Raw genomic sequence first — 15438 nt, 5'->3', positions numbered from 1 at the left:
CAGGCCATTAAAGGTGATTAAAATAGTAAGATATTAATCGACAAGGTCTCAAGATGCCCCTTTCCCAAGGTAAAACAATCGCTTCTGTGTGGCTGCTGCTGACGGGGGCGGGCCTGCCCACCGCCGCGCTGACGCAGGACGCCGCGCCGGACGACTTCGGCGCCGCTCTCGAACTGGAGGAGATCACAGTCTCCAGACCTGCGGCAGGGGAGGAGATCACCGAGGAGACGATCCGCGCCGCACAGCCGACGAGCCTGAACGAGCTGTTTGCCGATACGGATGACGTCACCGTCAACGGCGGCAACCGGACCTCGGCGCAAAAGGTCTATATCCGCGGGATCGAGGATGTGCGCGCCAATGTCACCATCGACGGCGCCCTCACCTCGGGCACGCTGTTTCCGCACAACGGGAACTCCGGCATCGACCCGTTCCTGCTGAAATCCGTCACGATCGACGCGGGCACAGGCACCGCGCTCTCCGGGCCGTCGGCGCTGGCGGGTGGGGTGCGGTTCGAAACCCTCGATCCGGAGGACTTCCTGCTGCCGGGCCAGCGACAGGGGGCGATGTTGCGGCTCTCGGGGCAGACCAATGGCGACCGGCTGTCCCTTGGCACCGCGATCTATGGCCAGCCCACCGACCGCTTTGGATACGCGCTCTATGGCGCGACTTCCTTTGCCGACACGTACACCGGCGGCGACGGCCAGCGGGTGCCCTATACCGACAGTGAACCGGACACGCTGTTTGCAAAGCTGAAACTCCGACCCGCCGACGGCCACACGCTCGAAATCAGCGCGATCCGCCGCACCGACGATGGCCTGCGCAGCGCCCAGGTCAATTTTGGTGTCGATCCGGCGCACCCCCGGTCCACACCGGAACAGCAGGCGCTGTCGCAGGACACCTACAGCCTGTCCTACCGGATCGCACCCGCGGGCACCCCGGCGCTCGACCTGGAGGCGCGGCTGTTCCAGAACGAAACCGAGCTGCACCGGCACATCGACCCGGCCCAACGGGCGGCATGGCGGACGCGCGGATTTGCGGTGCAGAATGCCTCGGCCCTCGGCGCGCTCGACCTGACCTATGGGCTCGACTTTACCGAGGCCCGATCCAGCGGCCAGGACGGCGCCGCGGCAGAGGTGTCAGAGACCGCGCGCACCTGGGGGGCGTTTGTGCAGGCAGAAATGCAGCTCTCCGAGCGGCTGCGAGCCACGGGCGGCCTGCGCTACGATCACAGCACGCTGACGGATCTGGCGGGCAACCGGCACGCGGGCCACCGGGTCAGTCCGAACCTCGGCGTTGAATTCCAGGCGACCCCGGCGCTGTCGCTGTTTGCCAGCTGGGCTCAGGCGTTTCGGGGCGTGCAGCCCGCGCCGGGGCTGAACCTGACGGCGGGCGTGGATGCGGCCCTGACCGATCCCAGCCTTGACGGCGAAACCGCCGAGACCATCGAGGCCGGCTTTGTCTTTGCGCGCAACGGCTGGCGCCTCGGGGCCACCTATTTCCAGACCGAGATCGAGGATGTGATCCTCTACGGCGGTCGCCGGGGGCTGCCCTATGCGCGCCGCAACGCAGGCACCGCCGAGACCGAGGGATACACGCTCAGCGCCGGTTACGCCTGGGCGGACTGGTCGGTGCAGGCGTCGTTTCACCATTCGGACACCACCATCGGCGGGCGCTATGTCAGCCCGAGCGACTGGTATGACGGCTTTGCGCCCCAGGGCGACACGCTGTCCCTGCGGGTGGTCCGGGAGCTTGCGGGGCGCAATATGCAGATCAGCTGGACCAGCCAGTTCGTGATGGCCGAGGACAAGCTGCCCGACAGCTTTACCGCCGCCGCCGAGCTTGCGGGGTATGACGTGCACGACCTGTCGCTGGTCTGGCGCCCCCGTGACACGCAGGAATACAGCCTGGCGCTGACGAATATCTTTGACGAGGCCTATATCGCGCATGGCACCGCCTACAGCGTGCCCGGCGGCACCACCAACCTGCTGGAGCAGGGGCACAGCCTGCGGGTGACGGCGCAGATCAAGTTCTGAGGCCCGCACGCGGGGCTGAACCTTGCCCTAGTCCTCGAAGCGTTCGGCGAGTTTTTCATCCTCGCCCATGGCGGCGAGTTTGATCTCCCGGATCAGGCGGATGCTGGGTTTGGCGGCAAAGAGGATCGACCCGATGAGGAACAGCCAGGTGCCGGCCGTCATCAGCCGCTCGAAAAAGAAGAAGACAGAGCCGATCACAAAGCTGAAGGCGGCGCCGAAATCCGCCAGCGTATAGGCGATTTCAAAATGGGCGTACCGGCGGCGTTGCGCGGCACTGCCGTGCCGGTGGTCGCGATCAAAGAGCATTCTGGAGGTCTCCGGCAGTTGCGTTCGACGCGGACGCTACCAACGCCGGCAGCGATTGCAAGAGCACCGCCCCCCCTGGCACCAGAGCGCCCGGGAGGAGGGGCGGGCGCGGCGCGGGGCTTTCCCCCGCGCGAGGCGTCAAGGGGAGCGGAATCCCTTCAGAAGCGCCTGAGTCTTGCGGAGTTTGGCTTGGCGCTGAGCCTTTTCATACTGTCGCTTGCCAAGCTCACGGAATGCGATATTCCCGAATATGGCAATTGGGATCATGACGATCAGTACGCACGCTGTCGCGACCGAGTTGGATGTCAGTGCAAGGGACAAAAGGAACGCCATTACCGCGCCCACTACCAACAAGTGGATATGCCAAGTCCGCATTCTACGAGAAAGCGCGGCACACCAATCGATGTACCGCGCCAGACACAGGCCAAACAGGAACAACTACCGGCTCAGGCCCCCGTGCAGCGTCGGCACGTCGAGGCAGCTGAACCCGTAGTGGCGCAGCCAGCGCAGATCGCTGTCGAAGAAGGCGCGCAGGTCGGGGATGCCGTATTTCAGCATCGCCAGACGGTCGATGCCGATGCCAAAGGCAAAGCCCTGGTATTTGTCGGGGTCGATGCCCCCGGCGGCGATCACCTTGGGGTGCACCATGCCGGAGCCGAGGATCTCCATCCAGTCGTCGCCCTCGCCGATCTTCAGCTGGCCATTGTCCCAGCTGCAGCGGATGTCGACTTCGGCCGACGGCTCGGTGAAGGGGAAATGCGAGGCGCGGAAGCGCAGGTCGACGCTCTCCACCTCGAAGAAGGATTTGACGAATTCCTCCAGCACCCACTTGAGGTTGGCCATGGAGATGTTCTCATCCAGCGCCAGCCCCTCGACCTGATGGAACATCGGCGTGTGGGTCTGGTCGTAGTCGGCGCGATAGACGCCGCCGGGGCAGATGATGCGCAGCGGTGCGCCCATCTTCTCCATCGAGCGGATCTGCACCGGGCTGGTGTGGGTGCGCAGCACATGCGGCGGGCGGTTGTCGCCTTCGGCACGGTGCATGTAGAACGTGTCCATCTCGGCCCGGGCCGGGTGGTGGCCGGGGATGTTCAGCGCGTCGAAGTTATACCAGTCGGTGTCCACCCGCGGCCCTTCGGCAACGGAGAACCCCATCTCGGCAAAGATCGCGGTCAGCTCCTCGGAGGCCTGCGAGATCGGGTGGATCGAGCCCTCACGGCGCGGGCGCGTCGGCAGCGTCACATCCAGCCACTCGGAGCGCAGGCGTTCATCCAGGGCGGCATCGGCCAGCGCCGCCTTCTTGGCCGCCAGCGCCGCGTTGATCTCGTCCTTGAGCGCGTTCAGCGCCGGGCCCGCCACCTGGCGTTCCTCCGGCGTCATCTTGCCCAGTTCGCGCATCTTCAGGGCCACTTCGCCCTTCTTGCCCACGGCGGCCAGGCGCACGGCCTCCAGCGCGTTCTCGTCGCCGGCTTCGGCAATCTGGCCGAGGTATTTTGCTTTAAGATCGTCCATGACGGCCCCTCACGTCTCGCTTTGCTGTCCTGCTACCACACGAGGCGTCGAAAGCAAGCACCTGCGCCGCCTTGCCGCTGCCGCAGGCCGGTGCTGTCGCCCCCAGCCCACGCCCCGAGCAGTTCAGGCAGGCGGGCCGCCGATGCGCTGATGTCAGCGCCTGTCAACATGCCGCGACCATGCCCCTTGCATGACGGCGCACAAAAGCCCACTTTGAAGGCAGTTCTTACCTCAGGCCAGATTTCATGCGCGACCGGATTATCCGAAAGCTGACGACGATTCTCTCTGCTGATGCGGAGCAGTTCAGCACGGCGATGACCACCGATGAAGTCGGCACCTACACGGAGCTGCAATCGGCCCGCGATGTGTTCTTCAAGCTGATCGAACGCCACGGCGGCCGGGTGGCCAATACCGCCGGTGACGGGCTGATCGCCGATTTCCCCTCGGTGGTGGAGGCGGTGCAATGCGCCATCGAGGTGCAGCAGGAGCTGGCGGCCAAGGACAGCGCGCTGTCCTTTCGCATCGGCATCCACCTCGGGGATGTGATCTGCGACGGCGACGACCTGATCGGCGAGGGGGTGAACCTCGCCGCGCGGCTGCAAACCATGTCGGAGCCGGGCGGGGTGCTGATCTCGCAGCAGGTCTATGACCACGTGCGCAACAAGCTGACCATCGGGTTCGAGCACCTCGGCCCGCAGCGTCCGCGCAACCTGACCGAGGATGTCACCGTCTATCGGGTGTCGCTGGGGGCCCCGCGCCACAGCCGCGCCACGGGCGCGTCTGTGGCCGGGGCGGAGCGCAGCAGCCAGACCGCGCGGGTGTGGCAGGATCCCGATCCCTTCGAAGGCGCGCCGCAGCGCCGGTTTGACGACGGCGAGGCCGCCGACACGCAAGAGTCGCCCGCTGAGGGGCCGCTGCGCGGTCTCGACAAGCTCTGTGGTCGCCGCCTGCCGATCAGCAAGGGCAGTCGCCGGCTTCTCGGGGTGGCGGCGGGGCTGGTGCTGCTGGACATCATCTCTGACCGCGGGCTCTGGGCGCATTGGCCGGTGCTGGTGCTCTGCATGATTATCGGCTTGCGCGACGGGCCGCGGATCTTCGGGCGCAACGAGGTCCTGTCCGTGCCGCTGCGGCTCTGGGTCATCGGAGGGTTTCTGGTGCTGGTGAACCTGTTTTCACAAAGCCCGCCGTGGTCGATCTGGGCGGTCGGCGGACTTATCCTGTTTTCCCTCCTGCGCCGCAGCCGGTCGCAGCCCGAATAGGCGCACGCGCCTGCGCCGCGCCTGTGCCCTGCGGCCGCTATGCACGGGGCCGAGGCCCTGCCCAGCCTGACATTCCGCACCGCAACACGGCATGAAAAAACCCGCCAAATCGCTCCGGCGGGTCAAATCAGTTTTGCTGTGCCTGAGCTCAGGCGGCCAGCGCATCCTGTGCCTGACGCACGATCGCACCGAAGGCTTCGGGCTCGTGCACGGCGAGGTCTGCCAGAACCTTACGGTCCACTTCGATACCGGCCAGGTTCAGGCCGTTGATGAAGCGGGAGTAGGTCAGCGCCTCGTCGTGGCTGCGGACGGCAGCGTTGATACGCTGGATCCACAGCGCGCGGAAGTTGCGCTTGCGGTTCTTGCGGTCACGGGTTGCATACTGGTTCGCCTTGTCGACGGCCTGTGTTGCAACCTTGAAGGTGCTCTTGCGGCGGCCATAGTAACCTTTGGCGGCCTTGATGATCTTCTTGTGACGGGCGTGAGTGACGGTACCACCTTTAACGCGGGACATATCTCAGATCTCCTCTTAGCGGTCGTAGGGCATGAAGCCCTTGACGATCTTTGCGTCCGGTGCGGACAGGGTGGTGGTTCCGCGGGCATCACGGATGAATTTCTTGTGACGTTTGATCATGCCGTGGCGCTTGCCGGCCTGACCTGCCATGACCTTGCCGGTCGCGGTCACTTTGAAGCGCTTCTTGGCGCTCGATTTTGTCTTCATCTTGGGCATTTCCGTCTCCTTATTCGTAGGTTCGCTACACACGCGACTCGGCATGCCGCTTTGGCCGGTCGCGCGAACAGGGGTGCGCTATACGGCAGCTGTTTCCAAATGGCAAGAAGATTCGGTTACAGAAGTTGGCCGAGCACCCGAATGACCACATCCGGCAGCTCGGAAAACTGATAGCCACCCGGCTGTGACAGGGTGGCCCAGGCGATGCATCCGCCCGCCATCACCAGCATGGTCATGGCACGGAACGGGCTGCGGCGGTGGGCGTAGGCGGCCACGAAGGCAGGCACGCCCAGCCAGGCCAAAGCCAGTCCGATTACCAGAACCGTATCGCTGTCCATGACACGACGTACCCCAAAACACACAATGGGGTCAGCCTATTACTCCGGATCGGTGTTGTAAATCAGCCGTTCGTCACAGGGCGCGATGCGCAGGATGTTGGTGGTGCCGGGCACGTTGAAGGGCACACCGGCGGTGACCACGACCTGATCGGTTTCGCTGGCAAACCCGCCGGAGCGGGCGGCGCGGGCGGCGGAGACCACGGCCCCCTTGAAGCGGTCGACCTTGGAGGTCACGAAACAGTTGCACCCCCAGCTGAGGCACAGGCGCCGCGCGGTCTTTTCCAGCGGAGTCAGGGCCAGGATCGGCACAAAGGGACGCTCGCGCGAGGTCAGCAGGGCGGTGGTGCCGGATTGGGTAAAGCAGCAGATCGCCTTGATCTCGGTCTTTTCCGCGATCTCGCGGGCGGCGGCGACGATGCCGTCGGCCAGCGTGTCGCCCTTGGCCTGGCGCGATGCACCGATGATCTCGCGATAGGTCGGGTCCAGCTCCACCTCGGTGGCCACCTTGTCCATGGTCTGGACCGCCTCGATCGGATACTGGCCGGCGGCGGATTCGGCGCTCAGCATGATGGCATCGCTGCCCTCGTAGATCGCGGTTGCCACGTCCGAGACTTCGGCCCGGGTCGGCATCGGGCTTTCGATCATGCTCTCCAGCATCTGGGTCGCCACGATGACCGGCTTGGCGGCCGCGCGGCATTTGCGCACCAGACGTTTCTGGATCGGCGGCACGTGGGAGACCGGCAGCTCGACGCCCAGATCGCCCCGCGCCACCATGATCCCGTCAGAGGCATCGAGGATTTCGCCGAAATTGTCGACCGCGGCGGGTTTTTCGATCTTGGACAGCACCGCCGCCCGGCCATCGGCGAGGGTGCGGGCCTCGAACACGTCCTTGGCCCGCTGCACAAAGGACAGCGCCAGCCAGTCCACGCCCAGTTCGCAGACAAACTCCAGGTCGGCGCGGTCCTTCTCCGACAGCGCGGCCAGCGGCAGGATCACATCCGGCACGTTGACGCCCTTGCGGTTGGAGATGGTGCCGCCGGTGACAACCTCGCAATTGGCGAAATCCGCGCCGCAGTCATCGACCTTGAGGCGGATCTTGCCGTCGTTGACCAAAAGCGACGCGCCCGGCTCCAGCGCCTGAAAGATCTCGGGATGCGGCAGGCAGACGCGGTTCAGGTCGCCCTCGGCCGGGTCGAGATCGAGACGGAATTTCGCCCCCTCGACCAGCTCTTCCTCGCCATTGGCAAAGACGCCGACGCGCAGCTTCGGGCCTTGCAGATCGGCGAGGATGGCGATGGTGGAGTCGAGGTCGGCCTCGACCTGGCGGATGATCTTGTGTTTGGCGGCAATCTCATCGTGGCTGCCATGGGACATGTTGAGACGGAACACATCGGCGCCGGCCTCATGCAGCGCGCGGATGGTCTCGTAGGTCTCGGATGCCGGGCCGAGGGTGGCCACGATCTTGACGTTGCGCGTGCGTTTCATGGAATCTCTATCCTCCGGCTGTCCATCCCGAGATGGCGGGTCCTGGTGTGCTGCTGCGATACCGGGGCGGCCTGGCACCCCGCGTCTATGTTATCGCAAACATCGTTTTCGGTCTTATGGCGCAAATCACCTGCTGCCGCAACTCTTCATAAGCTACGCCATCAAATCATGACGGGCCGGTGACGGCCTCATGACAGGTCCATCATATTGCACCACCGCCCCTTGCGGCAACCGCACAGGCGGCGCAACCCGGGCCCGATCCGCGCTGGCCCGATCCGCGCTGGCCCGACCCGCCTTGGCCTGAGCCTTGTCGCGGCCCCATGTGATTGCTACCACAGATGTCACCGAAGCAAGGAGCCCGCCATGACCACGCCCGAGATCGACGCCCAGACCCAGATCGAACTGGAAGCGGCCGCCTTTCGCCGCCTGCGCCAGCATCTGATGCAGGACCGCACCGATGTGCAGAACATCGACATGATGAACCTCGCCGGCTTTTGCCGCAATTGCCTGAGCCGCTGGTATCAGGAGGCTGCCAACGACAAGGGCATCGAGATGGACAAGGCGCAGGCGCGCGAAATCTTCTACGGCATGACCATGGACGAGTGGAAAGCCAACTATCAGACCGACGCAGGCGCCGACAAACAGGAGGCCTTCAAAAAGTCCTTTGCCGAGAATGTCGGCACCGACAAGGGCTGACGGCCGCCCTCTGTTTTCAAAAGAAACGGACAGCGCCCGCCTATCAGCCGGGCGTTGTTTCATCTATCGCAGGGCAGATCCCGCACACCGTTTGCACAGGCTCTGTGCGGACCTGCGCCTAGGCAGCCCGGATGCGCATGCCTAGCTTGATGAGAGTTCCACAATCCTGCACTCCGGGAGAACCCTCATGACCCGCATGCCCACATTCTTTATCTCTCATGGTGGTGGCCCATGGCCCTGGCTGCCGGAGTGGCGGGCGCAGTTTGCCCCGTTGGAGGCCTCTCTCAAGGCGATGCCGGATCAGCTGCCGGAGCGCCCCAAAGCGGTGCTGATGATCTCCGGCCATTGGGAGACCGAGGGCTTTGCGGTGATGTCGAACCCGCAGCCGCCGATGGTCTATGACTACACCGGTTTTCCGCCCGAAACCTATCAGATCACCTATCCCGCCCCCGGCGCGCCGGATCTGGCTGCGCGCACCCATGCGCTGCTTGCGGCGGCGGGCCTGCCGACGCGGCTTGATGCGCAGATGGGCTATGATCACGGCACCTTCGCCCCGATGGCGGTGATCTACCCGGAGGCCGATGTGCCGCTCTATCAGGTGTCGTTGCAACAGGGCTATGATCCGGCGGCGCATTTCGCCATGGGCCGTGCGCTGGCTCCGTTGCGCGACGAGGGTGTGGTCATCATCGGCTCCGGTCTCAGCTATCACAACCTGCGCGCCTTTGGCCCCGCTGCGCGCGTGCCGTCCGAGGCGTTTGATGCCTGGTTGAATGAGGCGCTGATGCTCTCGCCAGAGGCGCGGACTGAGGCGCTGATGAACTGGGAACAGGCCCCCTATGCGCGCGACTGCCACGCCCAAGAAGACCACCTCGCCCCGATATTTGCCGCCCTCGGTGCCGCAGAGCAGGACGACATGACCCGGATCTATCACCAGACCGAGATATTCGGCGGTGTGACCGCCTCGGGCTTTCGGTTCGGCTGACATGAAAAAAGGCCACCCGTCTTGGGGGTGGCCTTTTGAAGAATTCCGTCAGGTCTTGCGCGGGATCACACAGCCGCCTTGATGCTTTCCTCAAGGTAGATCTCGCGCAGACGCTTGGCGATCGGACCCGGTGTGCCGTCGCCCAGGGCCACGCCGTCGATTTCCACAACCGGCATCACAAAGGCCGAGGCCGAGGTGGTAAACGCCTCATCCGCCGCTTTTGCCTCGTCGATGGTGAACAGGCGCTCTTCGACCTTGAGCTGCGCCTCTTCGGCCATGCGCAGCACCGCCTTGCGGGTGATCCCGTGCAGGATGTCATTGGACAGCGGGCGCGTGACAATCACGCCATCCTTGACGAAATAGGCGTTGTTGGAGGTGCCCTCGGTCACATGGCCATCCTCGATCATCCAGGCATCATCGGCACCGGCTTTCTTTGCCATCATCTTGCCCATGGAGGGGTACAACAGCTGCACGGTCTTGATGTCGCGACGCCCCCAGCGGATGTCCTCGATCGAGATGATCTTGGCGCCTTTCTTGGCGGCAGGGCTATCGGCGAGGCCAGGTTTGTTCTGCGTAAACAACACGATGGTCGGCTTTGTATCCTCCGATGGGAACACAAAATCGCGGTCCCCGTCCGAGCCGCGCGTGACCTGCAAATAGACCAGCCCCTCGTCGATGTCATTCAGTTCCACCAGCTTGCGGTGGATCTCCAAGAGCTCGTCCTTGGTGCAGGGCTCGGCCATATCGAGCTCATCCAAGGACCGCTTCAGGCGCACCGCGTGGCCCTCAAAATCAATGAGCTTGCCGCCCAGCACAGAAGTCACCTCATAGACCGCATCCGCCATCAGAAAGCCGCGATCAAAGATAGAGACCTTGGCCTCGGTTTCCGGCAGGTAGTCGCCGTTTACATATACGGTACGGGTCATTCTCGTCTCCTTAGCCCCAGAGCGCGGGCCGTGGGGGGTGCACCCCCTCGGCGTCAAAAGTCAGCGGTTCGGGACGGTCTTCGGCCAGAAGCAGCGGCCCGTCAAGATCCGTCACCAATGCGCCTTGCGCTACCAATGTCGCGGGGGCCATGGCCAGCGACGATCCCACCATGCAGCCGACCATCACCTGATAGCCCTCTGCCAGCGCCGCATCGCGCAATTTCAAGGCTTCTGTCAGACCGCCGGTCTTGTCCAGTTTGATGTTCACAACATCATATTTGCCCTTGAGTTTCGGCAGGCTGGCGCAGTCATGCGCGCTCTCATCGGCGCAGACCGGCACCGGACGTTCCATCCCGATCAGCGCCTCATCTTCGCCGGCGGGCAGGGGTTGCTCCACCAACTCCACCCCAAGGCGCACAAGATGCGGTGCAAGTTCGGCGTAAACCTCGGCCGACCAGCCCTCATTGGCGTCAATGATGATCCGCGCCTCGGGCGCGCCCGCGCGCACCGCCTCAAGGCGGGGCATATCCTCGGGCGTGCCGAGCTTGATCTTCAACAGCGGACGATGAGCATTCTCAGCCGCTTGTTTCTGCATCTCTTCTGGAGAGGCCAGCGACAGCGTATAGGCGGTGATCTCTGGCCCTGGCTGATCCAGCCCGGCCAATTCCCAGACCGGCTTTCCGGCCTTCTTGGCTTCCAGATCCCACAGGGCACAATCCACCGCATTGCGCGCGGCCCCGGCAGGCAGCAGCCTCTGCAATTCCGCGCGCGTAAACACGTCAGGCAGCGCTTCGATCTGAGCCGTCACCGACTCCAGCGTCTCATCATAGCGCGCATAGGGCACACATTCGCCCCAGCCCACATGATCTCCATCCTCAACCCGAACCGTCAGCACCTTGGCCTCGGTGCGCGACCCGCGCGAGATGGTGAACACTTGCGCCAGTTTGAACACATCGGGGGTGACAGTGATTTTCATGGCTCTCCCTTCGGGCAGCGCCGCCACCCCTTCTTCATCTTTTCAAAAATACCTCCGCCGGAGGCTCCTGCGCGATCCACAGACGCCCCCGGCAAAGATGTTCAATCAGACCGCAGCCAGCGCGTCCACCAGACGACCGGCGCCATGGCGATAGGGGTCCACCGCAGGCAGGCCCATGCGACCCTCAACTTCTTTCAGGTAGGCCACGGCTTCCTCCTCACCCAAATGCTGGGTGTTGACGGAAATCCCGACGATCTTGCAGTCCTTGTTGGCCCGTTGCGCCAGCGGCAGGGCCACATCACGTAACTCCTCCAGCGAAGGCACATCATAATCGGGCAGACCGCGCATATGGGTGCGGGTCGGCTCGTGACACAGGATCAACGCGTCGGGCTGGCCGCCATGTACCAGCGCCATGGTCACACCGGAATAGGACACGTGGAACAGCGATCCCTGTCCCTCGATCAGGTCCCAGTGATCGTCATCATTGTCGGGGGTCAGATACTCGATGGAACCCGCCATGAAGTCGGCGATCACCGCATCCAGCGGCACACCGTCACCGGTGATCAGAATGCCGGTCTGACCCGTCGCACGGAAGGTCGATTTCATACCGCGCGCCTGCATCTCGGCGTCCATCGCCAGTGCGGTGTACATTTTGCCGACGGAACAGTCGGTGCCCACCGCAAGGCAGCGCTTGCCGCGACGCTTCACGCCATCGGCAATCGGATACTGCACAGACGGCACCCGCACATCATGCAATTTGCGCCCGGTTGCTTCGGCAACGGCGGCCAGATCCGGCTCGTCGCGCAGAAGGTTGTGCAGCCCGGAGGCAAGGTCAAAGCCCTCTTCCAGCGCCTGCACCAGCACTTTTTTCCATTCCTGACTGATCTTGCCGCCGCGGTTGGCGACACCGATCACCAGCGTTTTGGCACCAGCGGCTTTGGCCTCTTCAAGGGTCATCTCGGTGAGGCCGAGGTTTGCACCGCAGCCGGGCAGGCTGATCTGGCCCACCGCGTGGTCAGGGCGCCAGTCGCGGATGCCAATGGCAACCTTGGCGGCCAGCATGTCGGGCGCATCGCCGAGGAACAGGAGATAAGGGGTCTCGATCATCACGCATATCCTTCGCATCTTGATGTGCGGCAGTATCTCCCGAACGTCGTGCAAGTTCATGTCAAACATGCCACGATCCCCGAGGCTCACGCGGGATCCTTCGTTAAGGCGCCGGGTTTGTCGAAGAATTTTGCGCCAAGGGCTGGATTTCAGGCGACTCCTCCGCCGCATCGCCGGACTCGCCCAGGGATTCGGCCTGCATCATACCGGGTTGCGCCACCCCGATCACGCCCATCGCCTGAAAACTGCCGGTGTCCTCCGGCGCCTCCGACCGGGCGCGGCGCGCAATCGCGATCAGCACCACGGTGACGCCCACGGCGATCAGTAGGATCTGCAAACCCCGTCCATCCGCCAGCCGCAGCGTGTTGGGCCCGATCAGGATGCCGAAGAATTGCCCCAATTGCAAAAGAAACGCCATGGTGCCACTGGCGGGCACCACCTGCGCCGGGCTCAGCTGGTCGTTGGCATGGGCGGCCAGGATCGAATAGATCGGCAGCGTCGTGGCCGCGATCAGCGAAAACCCGATCACGATGCGCGCTGGCGCGGTATCCACCGCCATCCAGAAAGCCACCAGCGCCGAAGCCCCCGCAAGCCCGATCACCACATAGCGCCGGTCCATATGGTCCGACAGCCACCCCAGCGGATATTGCACCAGCGCCGAGGCAATGAGCGCAATCACCAGCGCGCCCGAGGCCTGTGCCTCGCTAAACCCGTTCTGCAGCGCATAAAGCGGCAGGCTGATGTACCAGGCCACCACGCCCGCCCCCATGATGACGATCCCCAGAACCGTCATCGGCGACACGGTGTAAAGCCGGGTCACCGGCATCCGCTCCGGCGCGCTGTAGTCCGGCGCGCGGTTGTTGGACAACAACAGCGGCACAATCGCCACCGACAACAGGATCGAAGTCAGACCAAACAGCAGGCTCCCCTTGGGATCCGGCAGCCCCACCATCGCCGTGCCGAGCGCCGGCCCCGCCGTCTGGATGATGAAATAGACCGACAGCACCTGCGCCCGGATGCGGTTTTCCGACTTCGCGTTGAGCCAGCTTTCGCAGATCACGTAAAGGCCCGGAAAACAAAAGCCCCCCAACAGCCGCATCGCCGCCCAGCTGACCGGATCAGAGGTCAGAAGATGCACAATCGCCGCCACCGACACCATCGAGGCCAGCGCCGAGAACACCCGGATATGGCCTACTTTTTCAATCAGGCGCGGCGTCAGCATGGTGCCCGCCAGGGCCCCCAGCGGATAACAGGACTGCATCACGGAGATCTCAAGATCGGAAAACCCCAGGCCGGCGCCCCGGATCGTCAGCAACGTGATCAAAAGCCCGTTGCCCACCATCAGCAGCATCATGCCCAGAAACAGGGCCCAGTTCTCCATCAACGCGCGTCGCATGTATCCTCCTGCCGTCGCCTGTCTCCCAGCCTTAGGCGCTCCCCCGCGCCGGGATCGCTTCGCTTTGCGCCACAAAGGTCGCATTCAGGACATGCCGCAATGCCGCGTAATTTGCCGCATCTGCAAAATCCCCTTGCGAGGCGAGCGGCAATTTAATAACCAGAACTGGACCTATAATGTAATTTCATTACCCGGAGACCTGACCCATGAGCTTCCGCCTCCAGCCCACGCCCCCGGCCCGCCCCAACCGCTGCCAGCTGTTCGGCCCCGGTTCCAACACGAAACTCTTTGCCAAAATGGCCGCCTCTGCGGCGGATGTGATCAACCTCGATCTCGAAGATTCCGTAGCCCCCTCAGACAAGGATCAGGCCCGCGCCAATGTGATCGAGGCGATCAATGCGGTTGATTGGGGTCGCAAGACCCTGAGCGTGCGCATCAACGGGCTGGATACGCCCTATTGGTACCGCGATGTGGTGGATCTGATGGAGCAGGCGGGCGAACGGCTTGATCAGATCATGATCCCCAAGGTGGGCTGCGCCGAGGATGTCTATGCGGTGGATGCGCTGGTCACCGCGATCGAACGTGCCAAAGGCCGCCAAAAGCCGATCAGCTTTGAAGTCATTATCGAATCTGCCGCGGGCATCGCCCATGTCGAGGCCATTGCCGCCAGCAGCCCGCGCCTGCACGCCATGAGCCTTGGCGCTGCGGATTTCGCCGCTTCCATGGGGATGCAGACCACTGGCATCGGTGGCACGCAGGAAGACTACTATATGCTCCGCGAGGGCACCAAACACTGGTCCGATCCGTGGCACTGGGCGCAAGCCGCCATCGTTGCCGCCTGTCGCACCCATGGCGTGTTGCCGGTGGATGGTCCTTTCGGCGATTTCTCCGATGACGAGGGCTATATCGCGCAGGCCAAACGCTCCGCGACGCTGGGCATGGTCGGCAAATGGGCGATCCACCCCAAACAGATCGCCCTGGCCAATCAGGTTTTCACCCCCTCGGAGGAGGCCGTTTCTGAGGCGCGCGACATTCTCGCCGCCATGGAAGAGGCCAAAGCCAGCGGCGCAGGCGCAACCGTCTACAAAGGCCGTCTGGTCGACATCGCCTCGATCAAACAGGCCGAAGTCATCGTGGCGCAGTCCGAACTCATCGCCCAGAACAGCTAAAACACGGCCCTCACGCCCCTCCTGGAATACCCTGAAGCGCGAGGCGTCTTGCGTGCAGAGTAAACACGAAAACCAAGCTGCGTGAGGTGTGGAGCTAAGATGCATGTAACGGGCAGGAGGGGGCGCTCCCGCCCCTTTGCGGATCAGGGCAAGCCTGATCCAAAAGCGTTGGGCCGAGCCGGGGGCCGCGCCGAAGGCGCGGCCCCCGGCCCTGCGGCGTCGCGCGCAGCGCGGCGCAAACCCTCAGCCCTGGGGGTAATCAGCAGCACAATGGCCGGCGTGTCCCGGGAGGGGCGCCGTATCGGTCTTGCGGTCCAGGTGATCCTCGGATTGGGTGGGGATCTGGATGATGAGGACGATAATTAAGTTGACGATAAGGAGGCGGCGCCGCCAGATCGGAGATGGACGGGTGTATCCACCCGCGCGCTAAACGTTGTCTCTGCACGCTTCCCTCGCGGGAAAGCCGGTTCCTGGTGTGACCGGGGTGTCAGGTCCGGTCGATGATCGCGATCACCTGAGATCC

The 15438-nt window shown here is 63.8% G+C and carries 15 protein-coding genes; 5 read left to right on the top strand and 10 right to left on the bottom strand.

The window, feature by feature from the left end; genetic code table 11:
• The first annotated feature begins 53 nt into the window (after positions 1-53).
• Positions 54-2033, top strand: coding sequence for a TonB-dependent receptor domain-containing protein (locus tag MHM88_RS04990; protein ID WP_239360702.1), 1980 nt, complete (start codon positions 54-56; stop codon positions 2031-2033).
• Between the two features lie 27 nt (positions 2034-2060).
• Here the strand turns inward: MHM88_RS04990 and MHM88_RS04985 are convergent, their stop codons facing one another.
• Positions 2061-2339, bottom strand: a complete 279-nt coding sequence (locus MHM88_RS04985) for a YrhK family protein (protein ID WP_239318577.1) — start codon at positions 2337-2339, stop codon at positions 2061-2063.
• 438 nt (positions 2340-2777) lie between these two features.
• The gene (gene pheS, locus MHM88_RS04980) at positions 2778-3851 is read right to left on the bottom strand and encodes a phenylalanine--tRNA ligase subunit alpha (protein WP_239318578.1); all 1074 of its coding nucleotides are present in this window, start codon (positions 3849-3851) and stop codon (positions 2778-2780) included.
• 245 nt (positions 3852-4096) lie between these two features.
• Here pheS and MHM88_RS04975 point away from each other — a divergent pair, with 245 nt between their 5' ends.
• On the top strand, positions 4097-5110 hold the full coding sequence (locus tag MHM88_RS04975) for an adenylate/guanylate cyclase domain-containing protein (protein ID WP_239360700.1): 1014 nt from the start codon (positions 4097-4099) through the stop codon (positions 5108-5110).
• A 148-nt stretch (positions 5111-5258) separates the two neighbouring features.
• On the opposite strand, the gene rplT is transcribed toward MHM88_RS04975, so the two are convergent.
• From rplT to pyk, 4 genes are all read right to left on the bottom strand, one after another.
• A complete protein-coding gene (gene rplT, locus MHM88_RS04970; RefSeq protein WP_239318580.1) occupies positions 5259-5624 on the bottom strand; it encodes a 50S ribosomal protein L20 in 366 nt (121 codons plus the stop codon).
• A 15-nt stretch (positions 5625-5639) separates the two neighbouring features.
• On the bottom strand, positions 5640-5840 hold the full coding sequence (rpmI, locus tag MHM88_RS04965) for a 50S ribosomal protein L35 (protein WP_009178285.1): 201 nt from the start codon (positions 5838-5840) through the stop codon (positions 5640-5642).
• 116 nt (positions 5841-5956) lie between these two features.
• Positions 5957-6178 (bottom strand): hypothetical protein, encoded by a 222-nt coding sequence (locus MHM88_RS04960; RefSeq protein WP_239360698.1) that lies wholly within the window; start codon positions 6176-6178, stop codon positions 5957-5959.
• A gap of 39 nt (positions 6179-6217) precedes the next feature.
• Positions 6218-7663 carry a pyruvate kinase gene (gene pyk, locus MHM88_RS04955; protein ID WP_239360696.1) on the bottom strand — a complete coding sequence of 482 codons (1446 nt, stop codon included), beginning with the start codon at positions 7661-7663 and terminating at the stop codon, positions 6218-6220.
• A 363-nt stretch (positions 7664-8026) separates the two neighbouring features.
• Between pyk and MHM88_RS04950 the strand changes: the two genes are divergently transcribed.
• On the top strand, positions 8027-8359 hold the full coding sequence (locus MHM88_RS04950; RefSeq protein WP_005643952.1) for a DUF1244 domain-containing protein: 333 nt from the start codon (positions 8027-8029) through the stop codon (positions 8357-8359).
• A gap of 187 nt (positions 8360-8546) precedes the next feature.
• Positions 8547-9341: a class III extradiol ring-cleavage dioxygenase gene (locus tag MHM88_RS04945; protein ID WP_239360694.1), complete on the top strand. Its 795-nt coding sequence runs from the start codon at positions 8547-8549 to the stop codon at positions 9339-9341.
• A gap of 65 nt (positions 9342-9406) precedes the next feature.
• Here the strand turns inward: MHM88_RS04945 and MHM88_RS04940 are convergent, their stop codons facing one another.
• The 4 genes from MHM88_RS04940 to MHM88_RS04925 all read right to left on the bottom strand — a co-directional run bounded on the left by MHM88_RS04940 (position 9407) and on the right by MHM88_RS04925 (position 13746).
• Positions 9407-10267, bottom strand: a complete 861-nt coding sequence (locus tag MHM88_RS04940) for a D-amino-acid transaminase (protein ID WP_239318584.1) — start codon at positions 10265-10267, stop codon at positions 9407-9409.
• Positions 10268-10277: 10 nt separating this feature from the next.
• Complete coding sequence (gene dgcA / locus MHM88_RS04935; protein WP_239360692.1) at positions 10278-11243, bottom strand: N-acetyl-D-Glu racemase DgcA; 966 nt, start codon at positions 11241-11243, stop codon at positions 10278-10280.
• Between the two features lie 105 nt (positions 11244-11348).
• Entirely contained in the window at positions 11349-12350 is a 1002-nt protein-coding gene (gene dgcN, locus MHM88_RS04930) for an N-acetyltransferase DgcN (RefSeq protein WP_005657305.1), read from the bottom strand.
• A 103-nt stretch (positions 12351-12453) separates the two neighbouring features.
• Positions 12454-13746, bottom strand: coding sequence for an MFS transporter (locus MHM88_RS04925; protein ID WP_239360690.1), 1293 nt, complete (start codon positions 13744-13746; stop codon positions 12454-12456).
• A gap of 206 nt (positions 13747-13952) precedes the next feature.
• Between MHM88_RS04925 and MHM88_RS04920 the strand changes: the two genes are divergently transcribed.
• Positions 13953-14915, top strand: coding sequence for an L-malyl-CoA/beta-methylmalyl-CoA lyase (locus MHM88_RS04920; protein ID WP_239360687.1), 963 nt, complete (start codon positions 13953-13955; stop codon positions 14913-14915).
• Positions 14916-15438 lie beyond the last annotated feature (523 nt).

Source organism: Epibacterium sp. MM17-32, from assembly GCF_022348205.1.
Lineage (GTDB): Bacteria > Pseudomonadota > Alphaproteobacteria > Rhodobacterales > Rhodobacteraceae > Epibacterium.
This window is presented reverse-complemented; position numbering and strand designations above follow the sequence as displayed.

What these genes read in the sequence shown, in the direction of transcription:
- dgcA (WP_239360692.1), bottom strand. Translation starts at nt 11,243, where the DNA reads ATGAAAATCACTGTCACCCCCGATGTGTTCAAACTGGCGCAAGTGTTC.
- MHM88_RS04990 (WP_239360702.1), top strand. Translation starts at nt 54, where the DNA reads ATGCCCCTTTCCCAAGGTAAAACAATCGCTTCTGTGTGGCTGCTGCTG.
- MHM88_RS04975 (WP_239360700.1), top strand. Translation starts at nt 4,097, where the DNA reads ATGCGCGACCGGATTATCCGAAAGCTGACGACGATTCTCTCTGCTGAT.
- pheS (WP_239318578.1), bottom strand. Translation starts at nt 3,851, where the DNA reads ATGGACGATCTTAAAGCAAAATACCTCGGCCAGATTGCCGAAGCCGGC.
- MHM88_RS04925 (WP_239360690.1), bottom strand. Translation starts at nt 13,746, where the DNA reads ATGCGACGCGCGTTGATGGAGAACTGGGCCCTGTTTCTGGGCATGATG.
- MHM88_RS04945 (WP_239360694.1), top strand. Translation starts at nt 8,547, where the DNA reads ATGACCCGCATGCCCACATTCTTTATCTCTCATGGTGGTGGCCCATGG.
- dgcN (WP_005657305.1), bottom strand. Translation starts at nt 12,350, where the DNA reads ATGATCGAGACCCCTTATCTCCTGTTCCTCGGCGATGCGCCCGACATG.
- pyk (WP_239360696.1), bottom strand. Translation starts at nt 7,663, where the DNA reads ATGAAACGCACGCGCAACGTCAAGATCGTGGCCACCCTCGGCCCGGCA.
- MHM88_RS04960 (WP_239360698.1), bottom strand. Translation starts at nt 6,178, where the DNA reads ATGGACAGCGATACGGTTCTGGTAATCGGACTGGCTTTGGCCTGGCTG.
- MHM88_RS04950 (WP_005643952.1), top strand. Translation starts at nt 8,027, where the DNA reads ATGACCACGCCCGAGATCGACGCCCAGACCCAGATCGAACTGGAAGCG.
- rpmI (WP_009178285.1), bottom strand. Translation starts at nt 5,840, where the DNA reads ATGCCCAAGATGAAGACAAAATCGAGCGCCAAGAAGCGCTTCAAAGTG.
- MHM88_RS04985 (WP_239318577.1), bottom strand. Translation starts at nt 2,339, where the DNA reads ATGCTCTTTGATCGCGACCACCGGCACGGCAGTGCCGCGCAACGCCGC.
- MHM88_RS04940 (WP_239318584.1), bottom strand. Translation starts at nt 10,267, where the DNA reads ATGACCCGTACCGTATATGTAAACGGCGACTACCTGCCGGAAACCGAG.
- rplT (WP_239318580.1), bottom strand. Translation starts at nt 5,624, where the DNA reads ATGTCCCGCGTTAAAGGTGGTACCGTCACTCACGCCCGTCACAAGAAG.
- MHM88_RS04920 (WP_239360687.1), top strand. Translation starts at nt 13,953, where the DNA reads ATGAGCTTCCGCCTCCAGCCCACGCCCCCGGCCCGCCCCAACCGCTGC.